Source organism: Buttiauxella ferragutiae (assembly GCF_022637515.1).
GTDB classification, from domain to species: Bacteria; Pseudomonadota; Gammaproteobacteria; order Enterobacterales; family Enterobacteriaceae; genus Buttiauxella; species Buttiauxella ferragutiae.
On the sequence record NZ_CP093332.1, the window covers coordinates 4,552,065 to 4,575,517 of the forward strand.

Here is a 23,453-nt window from a genome sequence, read left to right on the forward strand (position 1 = left end):
GAGTCCTGAGTGTGGGGTGATTGGGTCAGGCTTAGTTTCCTGACTCTGCACCCGACCTGCCATTCATCCCGGATGGCTTACCCCTGACACAACAGCACCTTAGCGCGCTTCCCCCTTCGGTTCAGTAGCCTTGCCGCTTATCAGATAACGCGAGGCCACCATGACAATCACCACCGATACCTCCATTCTTAAAGATCCACGACGACAGGCGTCATTGCTTTACTGGCAGGGGTTTTCCGTGCCACAGATTGCGGAAATGCTCGGACAGAAACGCCCGACCGTGCAGAGCTGGAAGCAGCGCGACGGCTGGGACAGCATTGCGCCCATTAGCCGTGTTGAAAACAGTCTCGAAGCGCGGCTTATTCAGCTGATTACCAAGCCGAAAAAAGACGGCGGCGACTTCAAAGAAATTGACCTGCTAGGCCGGCAGATTGAGCGGCTGGCGCGGGTCAATCGCTATAACCAGACCGGCAGTGAAGCGGATTTAAATCCCAACGTGGCGAACCGCAATAAAGGTGAGCGTAAGAAGCCGAAAAAGAACTATTTCAGCGACGAGGCTATCGAAAAGCTCGAGGAGATTTTCTTTGCTGAATCCTTCGAGTATCAGCTCGGCTGGCATCAGGCGGGATTGAAGCACCGTATCCGCAATATCCTTAAATCCCGCCAGATTGGGGCAACGTTTTATTTCTCGCGTGAGTCACTGCTGCGCGCGCTGAAAACCGGCCATAACCAGATTTTCCTCTCAGCGTCCAAGACGCAGGCGTATGTGTTCCGCGAGTACATCATCCAGTTTGCGCGCCTGGTCGATGTTGACCTGACAGGCGACCCGATTGTCATCGGCAACAACGGTGCAAAACTGATTTTTCTCGGCACCAATTCCAACACCGCACAGAGCCATAACGGCGACCTGCTGGTCGATGAAATTTTCTGGATCCCCAACTTTCAGAAGCTGCGCAAAGTGGCGTCGGGCATGGCCTCGCAGCAGCACCTGCGCTCGACATATTTTTCCACGCCGTCAACGCTGGCGCATGGCGCGTATCCGTTCTGGTCAGGGGAACTGTTCAACAAAGGCCGGTCAGACAAAAGCGAGTGTGTTGACCTTGATATCAGCCACACGGCGTTAAAAAACGGCATGGCCTGCGCGGACGGTCAGTGGCGACAGATTGTCACCATTGAGGATGCGCTCGCCGGGGGTTGTGACCTGTTTAACCTCGACACGCTGAAGCGAGAAAACAGCGCCGAAGATTTCCGCAATTTATTCATGTGTGAGTTTGTCGACGACAAAGCCTCGGTGTTTCCGTTCGAGGAGCTGCAACGCTGCATGGTCGACAGCATGGAAGCCTGGGCGGATGACTGGCAACCATTCGCCACGCGCCCGTTTGGCTATCGCCCGGTGTGGATTGGTTACGACCCGTCACACACTGGCGACAGTGCCGGGTGTGTGGTGCTGGCTCCGCCAGTGGTTGCCGGTGGCAAATTCCGCATTCTGGAGCGTCACCAGTGGAAGGGGATGGACTTCGCGACGCAGGCCGAATCCATCAAAAAGCTGACCGAAAAATACCACGTCGAATATATCGGTATCGATGCGACCGGCATCGGTCAGGGTGTTTACCAGCTCGTGCGCGCGTTCTATCCCGCAGCGCGTGAAATCCGCTACAGCCCCGAGGTGAAAACCGCGATGGTGCTCAAAGCCAAAGACACGATTGCGCGTGGATGCCTGGAATACGACGTGAGTTATACCGACATCACCGCCTCGTTTATGGCTATTCGTAAAACCATGACCAGCAGCGGGCGCAGTGCCACCTATGACGCCAGCCGCAGCGAAGAAGCCAGCCACGCCGATGTCGCGTGGGCAACCATGCACGCGCTGTTAAATGAGCCACTCACCGCCGGTAGTGGCAACGCATCCACCTCAATTCTGGAATTCAACTGATGGCGAAGAAACGCAAACATCACGCAGCAAAAAACACCATTGCTGCACCGGCTGCGGCACCGCAAAAAATGGAAGCCTTCACCTTTGGTGAGCCGTCACCGGTGCTCGACCGCCGTGACATTCTCGATTACACCGAGTGCGTCGGTAACGGCAAATGGTTTGAGCCGCCGGTGAGTTTTACCGGCCTGGCAAAAACCCTGCGCGCTGCCGTTCACCACAGCTCGCCGATTTACGTGAAGCGCAATATTCTTGCCTCAACCTTTATCCCGCACCCGTTGTTATCGCAGCAGGATTTCAGCCGCTTTGCACTGGATTTTCTGGTGTTCGGCAATGCGTTTCTGGAAAAGCGCATGAGTGTTACCGGCAAGCTGTTACGGCTGGAAACCTCACCGGCCAAATATACCCGCAAGGGTACCAGCGAGGATGCGTACTGGTTTGTGCAGTCGTTTGTCACCCCGCATGAGTTCGCGCCTGGCTCCGTGTTCCACCTGCTGGAACCGGATATCAACCAGGAGCTTTACGGCCTGCCGGAATACCTCAGCGCACTTAACTCGGCCTGGCTGAATGAATCGGCGACCCTGTTCCGCCGCAAGTATTACCAGAACGGCGCGCACGCGGGTTACATCATGTATGTAACCGATGCAGCGCAGAGCAGCACCGACGTGGAATCCCTGCGCGAAGCGATGCGCAGCTCAAAAGGACTGGGGAATTTTAAAAACCTGTTTTTCTACGCACCGAACGGCAAACCAGACGGGATTAAAATCGTGCCACTAAGCGAGGTGGCGACCAAAGACGATTTCTTTAATATCAAGAAAGCCAGTGCCGAGGATTTAATGAGTGCGCACCGTGTACCACCGCAAATGATGGGTGTCATCCCCAACAATACCGGTGGTTTCGGTGACGTAGTGAAGGCTGCACAGGTGTTTGTGCGTAACGAGCTGACGCCGTTGCAGGAAAGGATTAAAGAGGTGAATGAGTGGATTGGTGAGGAGGTGATCCGTTTTAAGGCTTACGAGTTAACACCTGCCGAGTAATTCCCGATTCTAGCCGCTCATGTAGCGGCTTTTTTACGCCCTCGCCTCACGCCCTCAGACACGCCACACAGTGCGAACACCGACAACCACACCCAAGCGAAACGGCACACCCAAAAACGCCATCACGATGTGCTCAGGCGCAAATTAAATAAAATAAATACCACGCCAGCGCGCAATGCTATCCCCGCCACGCCTGCCCGCTTTATGGGTCGGTTTTAATGCAGTTGCATTAAATACAAAAAAGCCCGCCAGTTATGGCGAGCCGGATTAAATACCAACCTTTTACAATAATGCGAATTAATGCAGGAAAGGCATACATAGTTAACAGCCTAAGTCATAGTTGAATAATCTGTTTTCAACTAGCAAATCGCTCTTTGATTTTGTCTATAATTTGAGCTACCGCACTAGCTTTAGATGCATACATTTCAGAAAGAAAATATTCAACAACTTCATAAGCAGGCCCAATATCATTTGTACTCACTGCATCAGCATTGTGGCTACCTGCATTGCCAAGCCACCTTATTGCAGTTAAAGCATCTAAATGTTTTTGAAGATCAGAAGGTAAAATCTCCAAGCGGGCATTGAGGGTTAGTCTGTAAGGTTGACCTTTTTTATTAGTCAATTGTGTTGGTATACCAAGTTCAGTTAGTAAGTTTTCTACTGAAGTACGTATAGCATTTGCCGCAGCGGCAGGATTACTAAGATACAGACTAAATGACTCATTAAGGGCATTTTGAACAGATGCAGGACACGCTTGCGGGATGTTAAAAGGCTTAAGGGTTGGGGTAAAATGTTTAGCTGAAAAAAGGTCGATATGCTCAATTTCGTCTTTATTCCAGTGCTGATAAACACCACCAGAACCACTACATGCGACAACCTGCTTACAACGGCTATTTTCGCAAACCAAAATACTTGAAAAAATATAAGATATACTTTCCGGATCCCAATATTGATCATTACTATTACGATACTGAATTGATTCTAAAGTTTCGTCATAGTTGAAGGTACCATTCTTGATCTTAAGCGTCGCATTTCCGCATGCTGGGCAAGCCCAAGACGGGCATTCATGCTGAGTAAACATTGTGGTTAGCTTATCTGCTGGCATAATTATCCTAAACGGGGCAATTTTAAATTTAGTTAAAATAAAGCACTAAAAATATAAATTCACAATAAAAACCTAAAAAAAACTAGTCAACATTGAAAAATGTTAATCGCAAGATAATAAATTTATCATAGCTTACGACCATTTTACACACCATTAACACCCTTGCATGAATAAAAATAAATTATGGTAATTAATCCCAACCATTAATAATTACAATGAAATACATTTAATAATCACATGCAACCATTTGGTTTCTTAAACGATCTATTTACTAACCATTCACTTTCTTCCCCTACAGTACTGTAGTATTAATTGTAGTCAGTAATGCCCATAAAAAATAATCCCATGCATTCAATCATGGGATTAAATCGCGCAGATTTTTCAGGAATTATCGCCAGCTCTCATCTTCCCAAACTTGCTGAAGAATATTGTCTAGTGCTTCACGGTCAGACTCACTGTCAAAACCTTTCAGCTCCACGCCAGTCATCGAACCTTTCTTAATAGTTATACGTGTCGAAGGAAAAACTGACTGTACACGCCGCGTGAGTTCACATTTAAAAGCATCCACTACCTGCTGTTCGATTTGTTGGTCTTTATCAAGCGTAATGTTTACCCGCACTTCACCACCTTTTTTTAATCGTTCTTCAACAGGTGTTGCGGAGAAAACAACAGAAAACGAGTCGTTTTTCATCAAGTTCCCTCTCGCAATTTCAGCGATTAAATTTAACGCAATTTCACGATCTCTTTCCTGGCAAGCGTTTTCAGTCGTCAGACGGGCAATCATTTCAACCCGTTCAATCATTACATGCTGGTTCAACTCTCTATCCATGTATCCTCCACAACAAGCACTGTACAAAAACACAGTATAATGTATTAACAAAAAGTGTGAAGTAAAAAATGAGATACAAACACATTGTATGTGCATGATATCGATGAATATTAGGAGTTAGCTTTCGCAGTCGAAGCAGCTAAGACTTCAACGCGCCTGAGAATTTTCCTAGCTTTAGCCTTATGCGACGGGGTCGCAGAAAATAATTCACCACTGGCCGAACCTCTGCACCCTTTGTCATTAAAACAACGTTTACCCCCCTTAATTAAATGCAGGGCTTCACCCCGGCTGATGATGACACCAGTGGTTAGATATACCTCGTCGATAGTTCGCTGTATGGCGGGGCTTTGCTCATCCGCTCCGTGGATGAACGTTCGTCTAACAACAGGCTTTTGCTCCCTGAGTCGGTTTGTTAGCCGCCGCCTTTCGCACCGACTTAGTGGTTTTGATAAATCGAGTTCCGGTAGTTCGCCTTCGCTTCCCGTACAGTTATTGACAGAACTCCGAGAGGGCGCAGGAGCACCCTTAACGTCAAAGGCCAATTCAACGGCCAAATCTGAGGTACGTTTTGGGACAATCTTCCATTGTGTAAGGCGGGTTAGAATTGACGAATCAGAGCCGATAGCGGTGTCGTATACGCCACGAATGCAGACCGTTTCCTCTCCGTACTGGTTCAGATCGTCGCGCGCCTCATATAACGTGCGCACCTGCAGCTCATCACGACGAACAAACGGCCCCCCCTGAGCGTTAACATAATCAGCCCAGCGCCCCCAATGCGCAGCATCATGAACCGCTGCAAACTCAACGCTTAGGGCTCGAGCTGTATCCGGGTCAGCCATGCGACGCAATTCACGATAAACGGTTACTGGCGCACCACCGACGAACTGGAACTGACGAATGTGCCAGCGCGCCGCCCAGGCCGAAACAGCAGGGGCGCTTTCTTTTATCAGTTCGCCGCTTTCGTCGTCTTTCTCATCGTCCAGCGCATAACCATCAATATTTTTAGAAATATATTTAGCGATATAGCCTGTCGCGCTGCCTTTCTCCGGGTCGATGGCCTCAGCATGGAAACGTGCCTTTCTGGCCTTTTCGCTTCTCAGCTCGGCAAAATCTTCCTGATAGGCGTAATCCCGAATAATGCCGCGCACACGCTCAACATCTTCCGGCAGCATAAACATGAGCATGTGCCAATGGGGGGTTGCATCATGATGCGGTTCGGCGACGCGGATCCCGAATATACGAATCTCTTCGCGATGCAGCTTGGCACGAATTCGAGCCCATAAGCCGGTTAAATAAGATTGCGTTTCTGCCGGGCTGCAACCGTTCCACTTAGTGTTACGATAGCCCGCTTTGGTTGTAGCGTGGTATTTCGAGGGCGCCGTAATGGTGTAAAACTCGCCCACATAACCGAGCCCCGCGCAGATATCCTCAAAACCACGAATACGAGCCATTAACTCACAGCGACGAATAGCCGGATTAGCAACAGAACCATCATATTTTTCAATCAGGCTGATGCGGTTCCCTTCCTCGTCCTCGAGCTCAAGTCCCTTGAGAAATTCGCGGGTGCGGCGCTTTTGCTCGCGCCAGTCGGTTACACAGTTTTTACTCGCGTACGCGTGCTTTTTCTTGCTTACGACACCGACGGCAATTTGCAGATGCTCACGCCATGAGGCAGCAATACGGCGCAGGCGGCTACGCCACCACGTTTCGGTAAACATGCGAATGACTGCCGGGGCTAAATCGTCCTGATTGACGTATTTTTTTAAGGCGCGATCCCAATGCAGCGGGGTGACATTGAACTGCAAGGCAATTAACCCGGCACGGGTGTACCAAGTATAAAGCGTTTTCAGCTCACCGAATCCGGAATCGTCAATGTTTGCGAGCTCGGCGCGGGTAAAGTTCGCAATATCAGCGGCCAGCAAATCCACATCGGCGCGTGACATATCTGGCAGACAATTATAACGGCTTACCATATTGACCATGCGTGATGCGGTATAGCGAATAATATCGGTATCGAATTGACCACCAAATGCAGCACTGGAAACATCGGCATTAATACCGGTCACCTGGTATTTTTTGGTAACAAGCTCAACGCGGGACAATGCCCTTTTGCAAAAGCTGATTAAAAAGGCATTAGCTCGCAGGCTTCCCTGCTCGCGCTCCAACACTGCAGCGGTGCGGTAAACATCAAAACGCACACACTCAGGCAGAAGCGCCAGGGATTTTCTTGCATGCAACAACGCGGCAAACATACGGTTGCGGCGGTATTCTTCTGCATAGGTGAGATAAGGGCTAGCGATCGCCGCCCGTGAAGCATTCCACGGGTAAGCGTAGGCAATTTTTGTCATTCGCACGCGCCGGTGTAATCGCGACCGACTGCCGGGTCAAAGCCAATCCATAAATATGGCGTAGAGACCGCAATGATTTCCGATGCAGATTTACCCTCACCGGAGACCACTCCCATGCTGCGCCTTGCCGTAATTTGATGGAGTTGGAAATCACGATAAAGATAACGAATCAGCGTGGTGTCACTATTTGACGCAACAACCGAACCTCCATTATTTACATGGTCACATAGCAATGCTGACAGCGTTCCCTGTTCTCTCGCCGTAAAACCAGCAGAGTGATACTGATTAAATGTTTCGTGATAAGGTGGATCGCAGTAAACGACATCACCACTGCGTAGCATTGTGAATGTTTCTTCATAAGTGGCACAAATGAATGTGGCGCGCGCTGCCTTTTCAGCAAATGTCAGAATTTCTGCGTGCGGAAAATAGGGCTTTTTATAATTGCCATATGGAACATTAAACCCGCCACTTTTGTTATATCTGCACAATCCCCTGTAACAATGACGATTGAGATATAGAAATGCAGCGGCGCGCCAAACCTTTCCGTTAGACTCCCCATTATTAAAACCGTGCCGAATGCGTCTGAAATCATCCTCGCTATTTTGCCTAAAAAAACCAGATGCAATCATGATGAAAAATTCAGGGTCTTCCTTAATTTGCTGATACATATTGATCAGATCATCATTTATATCCGCAACAAGATAAGACGGATAATCTGTTGCCATCATTACAGCACAGGAACCAGCGAAAGGTTCAACCAGCCGCGAGCCAGCAGGCAGATGTTTAACAAGTTCCGGCATGATGGCGGTTTTATTTCCCGCCCACTTCAGTATGGTGCCCATTTATACGCCCCTGTAGTGTTTGGATTTAAGCTCAATGATTTCCTGACAGGTCACACAAAAAGCAACGCCCGGAAGTGCGGCACGGCGCGCCCCCGGGATTGGTGCATCACACTCTTCACAGGTAAATCGAGAAGGCGCAGCGGTACGACTGCGAACCTGATTGATGCGGCGCTCGCGATCTGCCTGCCCGCGCTCCTGTACTCCGTCCATTGCGTCGGCCATCAGTGCAGCTCCCTTGCTTCATTTTCGTAACGTGCGGCCTCTTCGCGCAGCAGCTCGGAGGCCTGCTGACAATCCAGCCTTCCAGCCTGAATGTGGCGGGCCAGCTTTGCCAGGCGAGCAGACACCGCAACTGCGCGGCTGCGGCGCTCGTCCAAACGGGCAACAGATAACAGTTCATCCATCGCCGCGTTATCGCCTTGCGGCGTGGAAATAAAAATTGAACGCATAAATAAAACTCCTGAATTTAGGCAAAAGAATGCCCGGCGGGTTTACGCCTTTGTTTTTGAAAGTGGTTAATTAATCAGCCAGATAAATATCGTGCTTGGAAAAACGACGCGGCAGTATATTTCCCCAGCGAGTTAATTCATTCATCGACTCAATAATGAGAAAGCGGCGCGGCTTATCGAAATACTCAAAAGACTTGCCGATTTCATCTGATTTAAATGCTGCTGGCTCTTTGCGGTTCGCCAGCGTCAGGACAACGAATTTAAAATTGTCGTCCAGCTTATTAAAATTACGCTGCGCGGCGTTACTCGTCGCCTTTAATTGCTGTCGAAAACGTGCGAGACATTCGTCGCCTGTCATTTTTAACGGTTCATCAATACACGCGTGCATAAAGTACACATTGTTAAATTCTTTTTTTGCTGCCGGAACGGATGAAGAGAGCACAGCACTTTTCATTTAATCCCCCAACGTTTAATCAGCCAGGTAAACAAAGACGGCTTTTTAGCGCAAAGACCATTTAATAATGCAGACTGGTTGCGGTTAGGGTGCCAGCGCTTACCATCTTTCCCGGTTATCCAACCATGCCCGAAGTGCATAGAGGGGCTTTGGTTTTTCAGCAGTGAAGCAAATGACGGCTCATTCCTCAGCATAGTCACCTCAGATAAGCCCAAGCGATGCGCTAATACCGCTCACGCCATCAACCACGCTCGACATAGCCGGGTTAGCCTGTAAGCGAGCCTGTAACGCCATCGCAGAAAGAGACAGCATTCGGATCCCCGAATTAATGCTCTCGACCATTGAGTTTTTACGCGCCGGGGTAAGGCGTTCTGTTGATACTGCGCCGCTGGCCAGCTCGCCGAGTTTGCTCATTGCGTGCATGACGTAAGACTGCAATTTGTCTTTCGCCAGCTCGTTAACCGGCACGCACGGCAGACAATGAATCTGTGCGAGAAAGCCATCAACCAGGGTGGAATCCTCGGTGATATCGGTCAGCACCCAAATCTCACGCGGGGTGAGTTGGTGAGGCTGTTCCGGATTGAGCTTGTTATACAGCGTATGCGGTTTAATACTGGCCTTGACTGCCAGCTCCTTGACGTTATGCGCCGCCGCAAATTTACGGCAAGCCTCGTCAAAGTGTGCATGTGAGGAAATGCGAAAATCTAACATGCTGATTCCTTATTATTCACATAAAGTGAATTACGCACCAACAATGATTTGAAAACGGGAGTGACCCAAGGCATCACGGACCTGCTTTTCTTTCCACTGCGCATAAAGGATACGAACACGGCCACCTGCACGAACACGTCCAGGCTTGATTACACGGGGTTCGATAGGTAGACAAGGGCTGTTGCCAGTGGTCCAGCGGCGAACAGTGCTAAGAGAAACACCTTCCAGAGAGGCAAATTCTTCTGGATAGACTTTCTCGCGTGGGATTTTGACGATTGTAATTTCACTAGCCATATAGCATGATCCCCTTTTGTTTAAACATTGTCATCAATGCTCAAAGTTTCTCACGCAGTGGCATTGATTTAATACACTTTAAGATGACTTTACTCAACAAATGAGTATCGGTCAACAATTGAGATCACAAATGAAGATTAGAGACTACACATTTGAAGCAGTAGCTATCTTAGATCGCGTATGTGAGATTTATGGTTTCCATCAAAAAATCCAGCTCGCTGATCATTTCCAGATTTCAGCAAGCTCCCTTTCAAACCGCTATACACGCGGCACTATCTCTTATGATTTCGCATCCATTTGTGCGCTGGAAACGGGGGCAAGTCTTCAGTGGATTTTGACCGGGAAAGGCGAGCGCTTCGCAGGAGGTAGAATCCCAGCAGGCGAAAATAATTCCATCGTGGAGATCCAAAAATTCACTTTAAGTGAAGGCAAGTTAAGCGAAGATGGTGTTTTTGGGATAGACCATTCAATTCTTAGGAAAGAAAAGAGTGAAGTGTTTTGTGTTCGCGCTGAGAACAAAATTCATTTCATTGAGCGATCTGAAGCAATCTCTGATGGCATGCGCCTAGTCGATGTTGATGGCTCAATTAGCATCAGAGAGCTTGCTGTGCTACCCGCAAAACAAGTGCATGTAACAGGTGGGAAAGTACCTTTTGAATGTTCTTTCGATGAAATCAAGGTCCTTGGGCGTGTGGCGGGGATTTACAGTGAGGTTAACTGATGGCTATCCGTAAGAACCCTACGGGGGGATGGCTTTGTGAGCTATATCCCAATGGCCCGAAAGGCAAACGCATCAGGAAAAAATTTGCCACAAAAGGTGAGGCGCTGGCTTTCGAACAACACACAATCCAAAAGCCATGGAACGACGCACCTGAAGATCGCCGCTCGCTCAAAGATTTGGTGGATGCCTGGTATAGCGCCCACGGGATTACACTCAAGGATGGCGAAAAGCGAAAAGATGCAATGCATCATGCCTTTGAGTGCATGGGCGAACCTCTGGCGCGAGACTTTGACGCGCAGATGTTTTCACGTTACCGCGAAAAAAGAATAGCGGGTAAATTCGCCCGCTCTAACCGTGTCAAAGAGGTTTCCCCTCGCACCGTAAACTTGGAGTTAGCTTATTTTCGTGCCGTGTTCAATGAACTAAGCCGCCTGGGTGAATGGAAAGGCGAAAATCCTCTAAAAAATATGCGTCCTTTTCGCACTGAAGAAATCGAAATGGCGTGGCTCAATAAGGACCAGATCCATCTGCTGCTTGATGAATGTTGCAGGCATGAGCACCCCGATCTGGAAATGGTTGTGCGAATCTGCCTTTCAACAGGTGCACGATGGTCTGAGGCTGAAGGGCTGCGAAAAAGCCAGCTAACAAAGTATAAAATCACCTACACATACACAAAGGGCCGGAAAAACCGTACCGTTCCGATAAGCAAAGAGCTTTATGACAAGCTCCCGGCAGATAAAAAACCCCGACTGTTCTCTGACTGTTATGGCGCATTTCGTTCTGCCCTGGAGAGAACCGGTATAGAGTTGCCAGCCGGGCAATTGACCCATGTTTTACGCCATACATTCGCCAGCCATTTCATGATGAATGGGGGAAACATACTGGTGCTTCAGCGCGTACTTGGACATACTGATATAAAGATGACGATGCGTTACGCGCACTTTGCACCTGACCATTTAGAGGATGCAGTGAAACTTAATCCTCTGGCATAAGGATATAGGGTTAGCCCCTATATCCTTATTCACAGATCAAATCTTATTATCTATCTTGCTTATGAAGAAATCATAAGGGTTAGCTCCAGGCATTCCCTTCATTACTTCAGCGATAGTGCCAGCAGCTCGCACAAACTCGCCCCTTGCTTTTGCTATCTCACTTTTGTTTGATAACCTTCCTGCCACACCTGGTTTGAGCATTAATATGAATTTGGCAAATAATCTTAACAAACCCTTCCAAAGGATGCAGGCCGCTTCTTTATGGATAGTTGCATTGAATCCAATTTGATATGGGGAAAGTATTTTCCCATTAAGGAGTGTTTCCAGTAATCCACTCATTGCGTGGACAGTCATGAAAGCACTTCCCCTTTCATTCAGGAATGACAACAAGTCTTTATCGTCCTGTTTCAACTGTCCCTGCTTACTATTCTCTTGAAGTTCAGACTTAAGAAGATTTGCAGCTTCATTCAACGAATATACAAACAATACATGTTGTGCGGAAATTGTTTCATTAAATGCCACTTTATAATGGTCATCCTGTTCCCATATCTGCATTTTATTATGGTAACTATCATAAGGGCTACCATGCCAAGCGGTTAAAGCTTGTGCCGCTGTATGCGAATCAATTTTGTTCTTCTTATTAGTAAACACATGCCCACGCAATCCACCATCATACTCAGCAATTTTTAATTTTCTAAAATCATCACGCAATCGTGTTTGGATATTGTCATTAGCCCTAAAGTCAGACTGAATGACTTTATTTTGGCTATTATTGAATTTTGTAATCGATCTTACTGTTTCTTTATTCTCACATTTAATAAATCTGACACCAACTTCGATATTTGACAAATCAACACCCATATCCAACTCACCAAGTGAGCCTGTTGTTTGAGCACCGTTTACGATACCAATCCCAGTAATAGATTTTATAGCTGTTCCATTTTCAATTTCGAAATCATGAACTAATGCGGTAATTCCATTATTGAAAACGAAGAAATCTTGAGGGGAGGATTGCGCGGAAAGCTGTATACCTGCATTTATCACCTTGTCCGAGTCTTTATTGTTTGCCCCCATAAAACCTCGGACATTGGGATTGTAAAGCCCTGCTCCCACATAATCTCTGTAGAGGTTAGCCAGCCACTGACCGTTGACAGTGGTAATGAAGGTTTGCCAAGCAGCATCTTGCATCAAGAATCCTTTGCGGGGTTCCTCAAACTCGAATTTGTCTGCAACGGAAATTGCCTGTGATGATGAGCGATAGAAACTATCCAATGTTTCTAGGCCTACTTCTCTAAACTGCAATGCGATATTTTTAGCTACTTCGCCATACTTATCTAACTGGTTGCGAACGCCTGCTACACACCGTCCCATGTCTGTCTGTATTGTTTTGTTCTCTGGACAATTGTGGACATACCAAACATGTATTGCTCGAATGGCACCTTCGCGGATCGCTTCTCTCGCATCTAAGATGTGAGGCGAAACCCCAGCAGGCAAATCATCCTCATCGGTTGAGAGTAAAACAGCCATTGCATGCCCAAGATCGGTCCCTTTATTACCTTTAGCGCTCACCCGAAGAGCTTGAGATTGGTACGCTTGGCAAACAACTATGATTCCCATATCCCTGTTGACGTAAAGAATATCAATTTTGGCATCGCCACCTCCGCCAGTTACAGCAGGCATCAAGGTAGCAATAGGATCATCAATTCCAAAACACAGCTCCATTCCAAATGCAGCGATTTTGTTCTCAACAAACGGGTCAAGATCATCTCGCTGCTTTAAGGCTTGCATGAACTGACTATCTTCAAAAGACGTGTATGCCATTCTGTGTGTTATCCTCATAACCATCTGGAAAATAATTGTAATTTTGAATCCAAAACCACTGTCAAAGCAATCTTAAGAAGATGACCGTGTTCACGGATTTTCAGAGTGGCGATAAAATGGCGGTGGAAATGAAGAATCCAGACAATCAGTGATAATTCATGACAACACAATAGACTGATTTTAAACGCAAACTATTGATTTTCGATTGTTCCAACAGGAACTCATAATCGCTTGGTCGCTGGTTCAAGTCCAGCAGGGGCCACCAAATAAAACAAGGAGTTAGATGAGAAATCGTCTGACTCCTTTTTCGTTTTATACGAATCGGGTCAGGTAATGGGTCAGGTAAGGAATTACCTCCCTGCCCTCTTCATCTGGCTACCAGCATCCCCGGATAGTGCTTCGCCACGATATCATTCATCTTTTCTGTCAGATCGTACCGCTTAAAAGTGATGTGCGCTGTTCCCTTCTGAAAGTAACGGATACTGAAGAAATCATCTTCGTAAACATCCTTCGAAGGGTTGTCCCGAATATGCTCCATCAATCGAGTAGTAACATCGCCACGATTGTCGGGTAACCCCGGAACTGCCCGAGCATGGTCTCGGCCATCACCCACAGGGCACGGTTAAGCTTCACATCGCCGTCGATGCCCCGCACGGCCCGGGTATGTGTTCGTCCACCTTTTGCATTACGTCCACTGAGACCGCCTTTTATCAGGTTTTCCTGCAGACGCTGATAGGTAGTCCACAGGTCATCACAGTAATCTTCGTAACGGCGGGGAGTGAGAACCTGAGCTTCGGTTACCGGCTGGTGGTCCTCGCCAAAGCGATAAGTGATAGCGGCTTTTGCCAGCGCCTGACGGGCCGGTGGTGGTAGCATCAGCGACTGCATGGCATCGCGCTTTTCCTCCACCCGGTCAAAAATCCCGAGCACCTCATACGCCCCTTCAATTACCTGACTCACCACGTCTCCTTTATGCGGAACGCGTACCTCGCCAAAGGTCTCACCGCAAATCAGCCCGTTCTGGCAAACCTGCCGAAACAGCCCAGGTAACATCTGGTAAGAGCTGGAACCATCATGTGAATTGAGCAGAATAATTTCCGGCACCTGCTTACCAGTGATTTGCCCGGCACGACGCAGGCGCAACATATGTTTGGTGTGCTCGCGACGGTCCGGATCACGTACACGCGTCTGGCAGGCAAAGAAGAGCTGAAAGCCTTCACGCCGCAGGCTGTCCAGCAAGGTAATGGTCGGGATATAGGTATAACGTGCGCTGCGTGATTCATGTTTTTCCTGACTGAACACGCTGGGCACAAAGCGCATGAGCTCATCATCAGTCAGCGGGCGGTCACGACGAACGAGGTTCGCCGCACCAAAGCGGGAAGCTAAACGGGACATATAACACCTCAGATATCTGGATTAACGACAGGAAGTAAGAAAAGGAAACTCAGAAGAAAAAATCCCATACGGTGCGGGCCACAGAGACTACTGTGTCACGCACGGCACGTATCACCGTGCGTACCGGGGCGGGTATCAGGGGGACATTGCACACCATATCCAGCGCGGCACCGACCGTTTCACCAAAATCACTGCGCGCTTTCTCCTTTACCTGTTCAGTACGAAAGGGGCGCTGCAGTTGCGCCACCATCGGACTGCTGGCCACACGCGGCAGGCTGCGGACCATACGCTCTGCCATAACCCGTAATCCCCACTGCAGACGGACCGACACGGCACACACAGGATGCACGGGGTGGAATAGCACATGCAGGAGGCAGATTTTGCGGCTAATGTTTTGCTTCTGCTCTGTGGATAATCGTTCTCCTCCGCTGGTGGGCTCAGTCTTATCAGACTGGCTGATAACAAACAGCACCTTATGCCGGTATGCCTCACCAATCACCTGTCGGTAAAAATGCTCATCCACCGCCAGCGCCCGGTCATCGGCCTTAATCAGCCACAGCACCAGATCGAGCCGGGGTAGTTGTTCGCGGTACAGCGCAGCATACTCGGTATCGCGATCGCCACTTTCGCCCACACCGGGCAAGTCCACCAGTGTCATATAGTGCTCTCCCACCTGCAGGCGAAAGCGCAGTGGCTCACGGGTACAGGCAGCCACATCGCTGACTGGTGACACTTTTCCGGCAAATAGGGCATTACACAGACTGCTCTTACCTGCTCCGGTTTTTCCCATAATGCCGATCACTGGCTCGTAGTTTTTCAGTTGATGAATTTGCTGCATGACTCGTTCTGAGGCCCACAGTGGCAAGTAAGTAAGTGAGTCGCGAAGTGTTTGTAGACCTTCTTGATTTCTCATGGCATCTCCTGAAATAAAGAAAACAAAAACGGCGAATCCGTTGTGGATTCGCCGTTATGGTGGTGCGTTCAGGATGATGATATATGCTTGAAATTTTTTCGAATGCGTGAGCTTGTTGAAAGGTATAAAATTTGGGGTATCTACCTTTTTATCTCAATTTTTATCCAACGGGAATGATCTATGCTTTGCTTGGGATGAGGTCGTTTTGGGCAAGACGAGACATCCTGGTTGCATAAGCTATTTTAGATTTAATACCGAACGATGAGGCTGTCATGACTTCTGAAAGTGCAAATAATCCTGAAAAGCTCGAAGGATCGCTTATCGATATTGTTATCGAGGGCTGGCGTTTCGCGCGTGTGTTCACTCGCTTGATCAATAAAGTTGATGCAGGTGAGAGCGCTCGCTACATCAATCAAGTCCGCTATTTCCAGAAGAAATTAGAAGAGAATCTTGAGGCGGGGGGACTTAAGCTTGTGAATATAGAAGGACAGGTTTTTGACTCTGGAATGGCAGCATCTGCCCTTAATATTGGGGATTTTGGTCCTGATGATGTTCTGGTTGTCGATCACATGATTGAACCCATCATTATGGGAACAAACGGGCTGCGGAAGCAAGGCACAGTTATGCTCAAGAAGGTACAGCAATGAATTATATCGGCATCGATCTCGGTACTACGAATAGCGCAATTTGTTCTTATAATGGTGAAAAAACAATAAGTTATAAAAGTCCAGATCAAAATGATGTTACGCCTTCTGCGATATTTATTGACCGCCGTGGTAATAAATATCTCGGGAAACGAGCCTATGATAGTGCAGCGAAAAACCCCGACAATGCTGCGACAAAATTCAAGCGGATCATGGGGACAAGTACGCCAGTTAAACTAAGCGCAGTGGATCTCACAATGACACCTGAAGAATGTTCAGCTGAAATTCTCAAGCTTTGTTTTGGTTATCTTCCTGAAGAGATGCGTAATGGCGGGGTGGCTGGAACGGTGATTACTGTTCCCGCTGCGTTCAATCAGATGCAGAAAGATGCCACATTAAAAGCGGCCGAAATGGCTGGCTTAGGTAATGTAGCATTAATGCAGGAGCCTGTTGCTGCCGTAATGTGTGTCATGAAGCACCGTACCGCTGACGGGATCTTTTTAGTGTTTGACCTCGGTGGTGGCACGCTTGATATCGCTATCGCGGAAAGTATTAATTCGCGTGTTAGCTTACTTGCTCACGGCGGTGTGGCGATGTGCGGTGGTACTGACTTTGACCGCTCGATTCTGGATAGTGTAGTAAGGCCCTGGCTTGTCAGTACTTTCGATTTACCCTCGGATTTCTCGACGAACAAAAAATACAAACCGCTAATCAGAATGGGGCTTTGGGCAGCGGAGAAAGCCAAAATCGAGCTTTCGTCTAAAGAAGAGACAGTCATTATTCTGAACGAATCTGAAATTGGGGTGACTGACGAATCCGGCGAAGAGATCTATGTGGATATTCCTTTTACTCGTTCACTGCTTGATAGCCTCATCGCTCCTAAAGTGGCGGAAGCTGTTCAGTCAGCTCGCGAGACAATCGAAAAAGCCCAGCTCAGTTCTCATGATATTGAACGTATTGTATTTGTGGGTGGCCCGACGCAGTACAAGCCCCTACGTGATAATGTTGCCTTTGAGCTAGGTATTAATGCTTCAACAGACGTTAACCCAATGAGCGCAGTCGCTGAAGGTGCGGCTGTTTTTGCAGAGTCAATTGATTGGGCATCGCAAAGCCGTGGGCGTAAAACCTCTCGTGGAGCATTAACCACTGGCGGGGATTTGGCTCTTACCTTCAACTACATCGCAAGAACACCAGACATTCGCGCTAGAGTGGTGGCAAAACTCGACAGTGCTGCAATCGACGGCGCAGAGTTCCAGATTGATAGCCTAGACACAGGCTGGTCATCCGGGCGCTTGGCTCTGAAGAATGGCGCTCAGGTGGAGCTCAATCTGCCTAAGCCTAGTGATAATACTTTTAAGATTTTTGTTTTTGATGCATTGGGTGGCCCTATGGGCCTTAAAGAAGACAAAATCATCATCGTACGAACCGCAGCTAGTATTGATGCTATCCCTGCATCTCATTCCATCAGTATTGAAGCCCGTGATAAGCCTGGCGGTCCATTGGTACCTGTTTATCTGGTACGCGAAGGTGACCAATTACCGAAGAGAGGAACCGTCTCGTTTAAAGCACAAGAAACTTTGCGGGCGGGCAGCGTAAATTCATTAAAATTTAAACTTTGGGAAGGTGAAATTACTGACCCTATCAGCGATAACCGCTTCATTGGTATGTTTGAAATAAAAGGATCGGATGTTGATGAAGATATGATTGGCGCAGGTGCCGAGCTTATTTGTGAATATGAAATTCGTGATTCCGGTAATATCGCCCTTGATGTGTCAATCCCTTCTATCGGTAGCTCGTTCCATAGTGGGCGCAACTTCTATTCGCAACAAGATGCTCAAATAGATTACTCCAGTGCTTCTAAATTAATTACCGAGCAGGCTGCAAGCATTCAACAGCGTCTTGATGAAATGGAGGCGAATGTGGATGATCCAAAGCTAATCCAGGCTCGTGAAAAACTGCAGCAAGCGCAGGCTATTCAGATGGGCGAAACAGATCCTGAGACTGCCAAACAGGCGATGGATGATATTCAAGAGGTGAAGCGCCTCCTTGCGATTGCGAGAAAAAACAATCTGAGTACTATCAGGCAACTAGAGCTAGGTAAAGTGGTATCACTTTTTGATGAGGTGCTGCGTCAATATGCCCGATCTTCTGAAGCATTATCATTTGATAACTTGGCGAAAACCGCTCAGCGCGCAATTGATGCTAAAAATCCTGATTTTGAAGCTTTCCTTAATGAACTGCGCAACAAAAACTTCAGCATTCTTTGGCAGCAGGATTGGTTTATTTCTGATCGCTTTAAATGGCTTTCACAAAACCAATATCTTTTCCCGGATACCCATGAGCATGCGCAACTGTGTGTCGCAGGCGAACAGGCTCTGGCGAATAATGATGCTGAGAGACTCAGAGATGTTGTGGTTCAGTTGGACTCCATCAGGATTATTTCTGGTGACGAAGACGAGTTGATGGCTAGTGCGAATATTCTGCGGGGATAAGCAAAGTGATTGTACCCTGGCTGCCTGTTGGCTTCCGTTTACTCGATGGAAGAACACTTCGTTTTACACTTTTCGAAGGGGAAGGCTGGCAGATTATCGAGACAGTTGAGCGAAGTCGGGCACTGATTGTACTCGACTCACTCGAACATCGTTGGCTTTCTACAGGGATCATTGAAGCGGGACAATTTCAGTGTTTCGAGTATGGCTCGCAACAATTCCATCTAATGCCTGATGTTCAACGTTCAGCTTTGTGTCCCGTCAACCTAAGCAAATCGCCTGACAGTAAAGCTGAAGCACTGGCTTTTGCTCAAGCCTTTAAAGCGACGCGAAACATTGATGCATCATCATCTCTGCATGATGCGTTGTATGTAGAGAAGCTTTGCAGACTGCTTCCCGTTTATAGCTCAGAGGCATTTATCACGGACGACGTGGTTCTTGGGCAATGGCTGACTGGCGGGATGAGAATTTCCATTCGTGCCACTGATCAATTAAAGCAGGCGCTGACTTGGTTGAGCTCGAATCATTTGGCTGATGTTATTGGCTCCGCTGGCTTTAATTCAACGGCTTCACAGAACGCTTTTAAACCAAATAATGGCGAAAGCGATGAGGAACAATGGGGGCTTGAAAAACAATGCGAAGAGCGAAGTATAAAAGCTGCTCAACGTGCTAACAACATAGCCCCTTTTGAACTCGCAGGACGACCAGATCTGAGCACTTTTTTTAACGAACATATCATCGATATATTTCGCAATAGCGAACAGTACGCGATGATGGGGATTGGCTTTCCGGCCCCAGTGATCCTTCATGGGCCGCCTGGTTGTGGCAAAACGTATGCGGTTGAGCGGCTGGTAGAATATCTCGATTGGCCGTGTTTTCAGATAGATGCCTCGAGTGTCGCGAGCCCCTATATCCATGATACCAGCAAAAAAATTGCTGAGATCTTTGATAAAGCAATTGAGCAAGCTCCCGCGGTAATTGTCATTGATGAAATGGATGCTTTTCTTGCCGACCGTCGAGGGGGAAGTGACCAGCATCGCGTGGAAGAAGTGGCTGAGTTTTTACGTCGCATACCGCAAGTGCAGAACCACCAAGTGCTCATTCTGGGGATGACAAACCGCTTAGATATCATCGACCCAGCCATTTTAAGGCGTGGACGCTTTGACCATATAATAAAAGTGGATTACGCCAGCGAATCAGAAGTTCAAGCATTGCTGGAAAATCTGCTATCGGAATTGCCAAAAGATGACGTTCTGGATTTAGTTGCTTTAGCTTCTGCAATGGCGTATCGGCCTCTTTCAGATGTCAGCTTTGTGGTGCGAGAAGGTGCTCGTCTGGCTGTCCGGTCGGGGAAATCCATGGTATCGCAAGAATATTTACAAGCGGCCCTGGACGCCACGACATCACGTAGTGATAAAGATGACTCACAATACCGGATCGGATTTATTTAAGGGGACAAGGTGCAGGACTATCATAAACAAAACAACAATAAGCGCCCAATGGGCTTCGCTGGGCTCGCCTCTATGGTGTCGGATGTAGATGACATAGTAACGCAGGAAATCTGCAATGTGGGAATAACCTCAAAACCGCAATCGGCTGTAGCTACCAGTGCCGTCATCACAACCCCAGTTTCACCGAGTACATCTTCGCCGCAACCTCAGTATCAAAAGCCTGCGGCGCCAGAAAAACCTAACAACAAAGGCCGAAACTGGATCATTGGCCTTGCCGTTATTGCGGGAGTCTATTGGCTGGCAAACCGCCCGGATGATGCTCCGCCGTCTTCTACTTCAGCCAACAATTCTTCGACTTACTTACCCGCTAACGACACCTCGTCTACAGCAAGCAACTCTTCAGCCCCCGAGCCCGAAGCTTCACCGATTGACCAGGTGCCACCTGTAGGGACAAACCTAGTCCTAAGTCGCGCGCAAATACGATACTGCCTTGCGGAGGGTATCCGCCTTGATGCGGCCAGGGGGGCACTCAATCCTCAAAGTAACGCCGACACAAAACTCTTTAATGAATATATTGCCGACTACAATGCGCGTTGTTCGAGCTATCGCTACCATCAAAACGATTATGATAATGCCAATCGCGACGTGCAACAAAGGCAGTATGAATATCAAAATGAAGGACGTGCCAGATTCTAATATAACCAATGGCAATACACCGTAATACCTAACAATGAAACGGCTTTAACCGCCTTTTGTGGCGTCAATTTAGGAAAAACTGCAATGTCTTTTACACCAGATGAGGCGTCTTTAACTACGTCATCCTTGCATAGCAACCCGTTTGCAGTGTTAGGGATCACGGTGAGAAATGATCGAAGAACTATTGTTGAGCAAGCTGAGCAGCAATCTTTACTACATGATGCTGATGAGTGCCAACGAGCCCGAAGCATGCTGACGAATCCGAAAAATCGTGTGGCAGCAGAAATGGCCTGGCTACCTGGCGTTTCGCCCGACCGCGCAAATCGTTTACTGGACAATTTACTGGTAAATACTATGTCAGTTCGGAGAGAAAGAAATCTCCCTTCGCTTGCGCACTGTAATTTGATGGCCGCCGCTTTTGACGCGGTTTCATGTGAATACGCGGCTGACTACCTGGCAGAGTTTATTCTTGAGTTTGCGACACAAGTCGATGAATGCGATTTGGAACAGATAACAGAACAGATCAATGATGATCGCGTCTGGTCCGGGTTCGCAAGCGTCATGAGTGGCGAACTTATTGAGACAGAGTTCTACGAGCGCAAGCGAATTTACAATGGTGTCATTAAAGATGCCTTGAATCGTCTGCCGTCAGAAACCTTACTTGAGACACTGGCAATTACAGTCCGTTACGCAACCGCAGAAGGACATGTGGCTGCGCCAGAGCTGATAAATGAACTACTTGATGCTTATGATATAGAAATTCAGTCGGTACTTGATAAAGAAGATGCCAATATACAACGAGTTATCTCGACAATTCGTGAACAAATCCCGGATGGCGAAGAGTCAGTTTTACCGTTACTCAATGCGTTGGAAAAACTAACTAAAAATTGGGACAGGTTCACTCGACCTATCCAGCTTGGCTCTAAAGCGCGTGGAATCGATCACGAGAAAAGCGTCCAACTCGCTTGGTCACTGCGTAACCTCTCACTCGAATTGTACAATCAGCATGACATGCTCAATGCAGCTACGCGCCTGACAGAAATTGAACGTGAAGTATTCTCTGAACTGCCTCAATTTATTGAGAAAGTGAAAGAAGACGAAGCTGCACTCGCAGAGTTCCATATCGAGCGAGTTGAAGAGCAAAAGAAAAATGATGAATGGAATGAATCCATTACCTTCAGCGCAGTAGTGGGACGAGTTTTCAAAGATAAACTTTCTATTTCACCGTCAGGAATTGACTGGGATGGACGACATTATTCATTGGAAGATATTAACGCTCTGCGCTGGGGTGCAGTTCGTAACTCGGTGAATGGGGTGCCAACGGGTACAACCTACACCATTGGTTTTACCAACTCCTTGTCCTCCGCGTATGGTCTGAATAATTCAGGTGGAGCCGTTATTACACTTAAAGATGAGAAGGTGTTTAATGGATTCCAGAACGCTCTGTGGCGTGCTGTGGGCATAAGATTAATCATCAATATGCTAAAGAATCTCGATGATGGAGAAAAAATTACCATCGGTAGCTTTATCATAGATGATGCTGGTGTTACGTTGCTAAAACATAAATTCTTTGGCTCGACAGAGAGAGTTCGTGTGGGATGGTTCGATGTTGTTGTTTCAAGCAGCAATGGTGAATTCATTATTAGCTCAAAACATGACAAAAAAACCTACAGCTCCGCTTCATACATCAATGATTGGAATACTCATATTATAGAAATGATAATCAGAGGTGCATTCAAGAAAGGTGTTAGAAATCTTAGTGACTATTTGAAAGATTAATGCGTTATTAGCATCAACAGAAATGTGATTTGAATTTCAATGTGTCAGACAGATTCAAGATTTTCATAAATGGAGTACCACCGAGCCCGTAGACAAATCTAGCCTATATTTTGATTATAAGAGGAGTTTACGGGCATACCACTACTCCCCCTTGAATTTAAGAAAGAAGCAGGCCATTTGGCAACCAAAACTGCGAGAAAGCTTTATTGAGAACAGTGGTCAGAGAATTCAGTACAGCCTCGATTGCTGGCAGCGGTTATGCTTCTGCAGGGTCTATAAACTGGCACAGAGTATGAGCCGTCGTGGTAACTGCTGGCATATTGCAGTGGCACAATCATTCTTCAGTTCACTCAAAAAAGAACGTGTCAGAAAGCGAATATATAAATTCAGGGATATATCTTCGATTATATTGATGTGTATTACAACCAGACCCAGCGCCATAGTCATCTCGGAGGCGTCAATTCTGAGACCTTTTCGAAGGCCTTGCCATTAGGACAGAAACTGTCTTACGGGACGGGAGAGCTCCACCGTAACAGTTTTTAGAGCTGAAGAT

At 47.6% G+C, this 23,453-nt stretch carries 22 protein-coding genes and 2 pseudogenes; 10 read left to right on the forward strand and 14 right to left on the reverse strand.

The annotated features are described in order from the left end of the window. The first annotated feature begins 160 nt into the window (after nucleotides 1-160). Together MNO13_RS20970 and MNO13_RS20975 are read left to right on the forward strand one after the other, a co-directional pair. Entirely contained in the window at nucleotides 161-1,933 is a 1,773-nt protein-coding gene (locus MNO13_RS20970; protein WP_241939228.1) for a terminase ATPase subunit family protein, read from the forward strand. Continuing rightward, a complete protein-coding gene (locus tag MNO13_RS20975; protein ID WP_241939229.1) occupies nucleotides 1,933-2,967 on the forward strand; it encodes a phage portal protein in 1,035 nt (344 codons plus the stop codon). Before MNO13_RS20970 ends, MNO13_RS20975 begins: the two co-directional genes overlap by 1 nt. A 355-nt stretch (nucleotides 2,968-3,322) precedes the next feature. Here MNO13_RS20975 and MNO13_RS20980 read toward each other — a convergent pair whose 3' ends face one another. From MNO13_RS20980 to MNO13_RS21025, 10 genes are all read right to left on the reverse strand, one after another. After that, the gene (locus MNO13_RS20980; protein WP_241939230.1) at nucleotides 3,323-4,072 is read right to left on the reverse strand and encodes a DUF4145 domain-containing protein; all 750 of its coding nucleotides are present in this window, start codon (nucleotides 4,070-4,072) and stop codon (nucleotides 3,323-3,325) included. Between the two features lie 388 nt (nucleotides 4,073-4,460). After that, on the reverse strand, nucleotides 4,461-4,901 hold the full coding sequence (locus tag MNO13_RS20985; protein ID WP_241939231.1) for a DinI-like family protein: 441 nt from the start codon (nucleotides 4,899-4,901) through the stop codon (nucleotides 4,461-4,463). A 110-nt stretch (nucleotides 4,902-5,011) separates the two neighbouring features. Continuing rightward, entirely contained in the window at nucleotides 5,012-7,249 is a 2,238-nt protein-coding gene (locus MNO13_RS20990; protein WP_241939232.1) for a replication endonuclease, read from the reverse strand. Then, entirely contained in the window at nucleotides 7,246-8,091 is an 846-nt protein-coding gene (locus MNO13_RS20995) for a DNA adenine methylase (RefSeq protein WP_241939233.1), read from the reverse strand. Before MNO13_RS20995 ends, MNO13_RS20990 begins: the two co-directional genes overlap by 4 nt. Beyond that, a complete protein-coding gene (locus MNO13_RS21000; RefSeq protein ID WP_241939234.1) occupies nucleotides 8,092-8,313 on the reverse strand; it encodes a TraR/DksA family transcriptional regulator in 222 nt (73 codons plus the stop codon). It lies immediately after the preceding gene. Next, nucleotides 8,313-8,540, reverse strand: a complete 228-nt coding sequence (locus tag MNO13_RS21005) for a DUF2732 family protein (protein WP_241939235.1) — start codon at nucleotides 8,538-8,540, stop codon at nucleotides 8,313-8,315. The genes MNO13_RS21000 and MNO13_RS21005 overlap by 1 nt, the downstream gene beginning before the upstream one ends. A 70-nt stretch (nucleotides 8,541-8,610) precedes the next feature. Next, on the reverse strand, nucleotides 8,611-8,994 hold the full coding sequence (locus tag MNO13_RS21010) for a hypothetical protein (RefSeq protein WP_241939236.1): 384 nt from the start codon (nucleotides 8,992-8,994) through the stop codon (nucleotides 8,611-8,613). Continuing rightward, complete coding sequence (locus MNO13_RS21015) at nucleotides 8,991-9,188, reverse strand: phage filamentation protein Fil family protein (RefSeq protein ID WP_241939237.1); 198 nt, start codon at nucleotides 9,186-9,188, stop codon at nucleotides 8,991-8,993. Before MNO13_RS21015 ends, MNO13_RS21010 begins: the two co-directional genes overlap by 4 nt. A 7-nt stretch (nucleotides 9,189-9,195) precedes the next feature. After that, the gene (locus MNO13_RS21020; RefSeq protein ID WP_241939238.1) at nucleotides 9,196-9,705 is read right to left on the reverse strand and encodes a phage regulatory CII family protein; all 510 of its coding nucleotides are present in this window, start codon (nucleotides 9,703-9,705) and stop codon (nucleotides 9,196-9,198) included. 30 nt (nucleotides 9,706-9,735) lie between these two features. Beyond that, on the reverse strand, nucleotides 9,736-9,999 hold the full coding sequence (locus MNO13_RS21025; protein WP_105583015.1) for a hypothetical protein: 264 nt from the start codon (nucleotides 9,997-9,999) through the stop codon (nucleotides 9,736-9,738). Between the two features lie 130 nt (nucleotides 10,000-10,129). Here MNO13_RS21025 and MNO13_RS21030 point away from each other — a divergent pair, with 130 nt between their 5' ends. Both MNO13_RS21030 and MNO13_RS21035 read left to right on the forward strand, forming a co-directional pair. Then, nucleotides 10,130-10,720, forward strand: coding sequence for a phage repressor protein CI (locus MNO13_RS21030; protein ID WP_241939239.1), 591 nt, complete (start codon nucleotides 10,130-10,132; stop codon nucleotides 10,718-10,720). Continuing rightward, nucleotides 10,720-11,712, forward strand: a complete 993-nt coding sequence (locus tag MNO13_RS21035; protein WP_241939240.1) for a phage integrase — start codon at nucleotides 10,720-10,722, stop codon at nucleotides 11,710-11,712. The genes MNO13_RS21030 and MNO13_RS21035 overlap by 1 nt, the downstream gene beginning before the upstream one ends. A 36-nt stretch (nucleotides 11,713-11,748) precedes the next feature. Here the strand turns inward: MNO13_RS21035 and MNO13_RS21040 are convergent, their stop codons facing one another. From MNO13_RS21040 to MNO13_RS21055, 4 genes and pseudogenes are all read right to left on the reverse strand, one after another. After that, entirely contained in the window at nucleotides 11,749-13,533 is a 1,785-nt protein-coding gene (locus MNO13_RS21040) for an AIPR family protein (protein WP_241939241.1), read from the reverse strand. A gap of 367 nt (nucleotides 13,534-13,900) precedes the next feature. Beyond that, nucleotides 13,901-14,107, reverse strand: a pseudogene (locus MNO13_RS21045) (DUF4942 domain-containing protein); the annotation flags it as partial. Beyond that, nucleotides 14,071-14,928 (reverse strand): DUF932 domain-containing protein, encoded by an 858-nt coding sequence (locus tag MNO13_RS21050; protein ID WP_241939242.1) that lies wholly within the window; start codon nucleotides 14,926-14,928, stop codon nucleotides 14,071-14,073. The gene MNO13_RS21050 and the pseudogene MNO13_RS21045, both read right to left, overlap by 37 nt. A 49-nt stretch (nucleotides 14,929-14,977) precedes the next feature. Then, the gene (locus MNO13_RS21055) at nucleotides 14,978-15,841 is read right to left on the reverse strand and encodes a GTPase family protein (RefSeq protein WP_241939243.1); all 864 of its coding nucleotides are present in this window, start codon (nucleotides 15,839-15,841) and stop codon (nucleotides 14,978-14,980) included. A gap of 272 nt (nucleotides 15,842-16,113) precedes the next feature. Here MNO13_RS21055 and MNO13_RS21060 point away from each other — a divergent pair, with 272 nt between their 5' ends. The 6 genes and pseudogenes from MNO13_RS21060 to MNO13_RS21085 form a co-directional block, all read left to right on the forward strand. Beyond that, the gene (locus tag MNO13_RS21060) at nucleotides 16,114-16,488 is read left to right on the forward strand and encodes a hypothetical protein (protein ID WP_061806845.1); all 375 of its coding nucleotides are present in this window, start codon (nucleotides 16,114-16,116) and stop codon (nucleotides 16,486-16,488) included. Continuing rightward, nucleotides 16,485-18,977, forward strand: coding sequence for an Hsp70 family protein (locus MNO13_RS21065; protein ID WP_241939244.1), 2,493 nt, complete (start codon nucleotides 16,485-16,487; stop codon nucleotides 18,975-18,977). The genes MNO13_RS21060 and MNO13_RS21065 overlap by 4 nt, the downstream gene beginning before the upstream one ends. A gap of 5 nt (nucleotides 18,978-18,982) precedes the next feature. Next, complete coding sequence (locus MNO13_RS21070) at nucleotides 18,983-20,425, forward strand: ATP-binding protein (protein ID WP_241939245.1); 1,443 nt, start codon at nucleotides 18,983-18,985, stop codon at nucleotides 20,423-20,425. A gap of 9 nt (nucleotides 20,426-20,434) precedes the next feature. Next, on the forward strand, nucleotides 20,435-21,121 hold the full coding sequence (locus MNO13_RS21075) for a hypothetical protein (RefSeq protein WP_241939246.1): 687 nt from the start codon (nucleotides 20,435-20,437) through the stop codon (nucleotides 21,119-21,121). 84 nt (nucleotides 21,122-21,205) lie between these two features. Beyond that, entirely contained in the window at nucleotides 21,206-22,900 is a 1,695-nt protein-coding gene (locus MNO13_RS21080) for a hypothetical protein (protein ID WP_241939247.1), read from the forward strand. Nucleotides 22,901-23,072: 172 nt separating this feature from the next. Then, nucleotides 23,073-23,443, forward strand: a pseudogene (locus MNO13_RS21085) (hypothetical protein); the annotation flags it as partial. Nucleotides 23,444-23,453 lie beyond the last annotated feature (10 nt).

What these genes read in the sequence shown, in the direction of transcription:
- MNO13_RS21010 (WP_241939236.1), bottom strand. Translation starts at nt 8,994, where the DNA reads ATGAAAAGTGCTGTGCTCTCTTCATCCGTTCCGGCAGCAAAAAAAGAA.
- MNO13_RS20970 (WP_241939228.1), top strand. Translation starts at nt 161, where the DNA reads ATGACAATCACCACCGATACCTCCATTCTTAAAGATCCACGACGACAG.
- MNO13_RS20985 (WP_241939231.1), bottom strand. Translation starts at nt 4,901, where the DNA reads ATGGATAGAGAGTTGAACCAGCATGTAATGATTGAACGGGTTGAAATG.
- MNO13_RS21040 (WP_241939241.1), bottom strand. Translation starts at nt 13,533, where the DNA reads ATGGCATACACGTCTTTTGAAGATAGTCAGTTCATGCAAGCCTTAAAG.
- MNO13_RS21060 (WP_061806845.1), top strand. Translation starts at nt 16,114, where the DNA reads ATGACTTCTGAAAGTGCAAATAATCCTGAAAAGCTCGAAGGATCGCTT.
- MNO13_RS21020 (WP_241939238.1), bottom strand. Translation starts at nt 9,705, where the DNA reads ATGTTAGATTTTCGCATTTCCTCACATGCACACTTTGACGAGGCTTGC.
- MNO13_RS21005 (WP_241939235.1), bottom strand. Translation starts at nt 8,540, where the DNA reads ATGCGTTCAATTTTTATTTCCACGCCGCAAGGCGATAACGCGGCGATG.
- MNO13_RS20975 (WP_241939229.1), top strand. Translation starts at nt 1,933, where the DNA reads ATGGCGAAGAAACGCAAACATCACGCAGCAAAAAACACCATTGCTGCA.
- MNO13_RS20995 (WP_241939233.1), bottom strand. Translation starts at nt 8,091, where the DNA reads ATGGGCACCATACTGAAGTGGGCGGGAAATAAAACCGCCATCATGCCG.
- MNO13_RS21025 (WP_105583015.1), bottom strand. Translation starts at nt 9,999, where the DNA reads ATGGCTAGTGAAATTACAATCGTCAAAATCCCACGCGAGAAAGTCTAT.
- MNO13_RS21030 (WP_241939239.1), top strand. Translation starts at nt 10,130, where the DNA reads ATGAAGATTAGAGACTACACATTTGAAGCAGTAGCTATCTTAGATCGC.
- MNO13_RS21000 (WP_241939234.1), bottom strand. Translation starts at nt 8,313, where the DNA reads ATGGCCGACGCAATGGACGGAGTACAGGAGCGCGGGCAGGCAGATCGC.
- MNO13_RS20990 (WP_241939232.1), bottom strand. Translation starts at nt 7,249, where the DNA reads ATGACAAAAATTGCCTACGCTTACCCGTGGAATGCTTCACGGGCGGCG.
- MNO13_RS21065 (WP_241939244.1), top strand. Translation starts at nt 16,485, where the DNA reads ATGAATTATATCGGCATCGATCTCGGTACTACGAATAGCGCAATTTGT.
- MNO13_RS21015 (WP_241939237.1), bottom strand. Translation starts at nt 9,188, where the DNA reads ATGCTGAGGAATGAGCCGTCATTTGCTTCACTGCTGAAAAACCAAAGC.
- MNO13_RS21050 (WP_241939242.1), bottom strand. Translation starts at nt 14,928, where the DNA reads ATGTCCCGTTTAGCTTCCCGCTTTGGTGCGGCGAACCTCGTTCGTCGT.
- MNO13_RS20980 (WP_241939230.1), bottom strand. Translation starts at nt 4,072, where the DNA reads ATGCCAGCAGATAAGCTAACCACAATGTTTACTCAGCATGAATGCCCG.
- MNO13_RS21055 (WP_241939243.1), bottom strand. Translation starts at nt 15,841, where the DNA reads ATGAGAAATCAAGAAGGTCTACAAACACTTCGCGACTCACTTACTTAC.
- MNO13_RS21035 (WP_241939240.1), top strand. Translation starts at nt 10,720, where the DNA reads ATGGCTATCCGTAAGAACCCTACGGGGGGATGGCTTTGTGAGCTATAT.
- MNO13_RS21080 (WP_241939247.1), top strand. Translation starts at nt 21,206, where the DNA reads ATGTCTTTTACACCAGATGAGGCGTCTTTAACTACGTCATCCTTGCAT.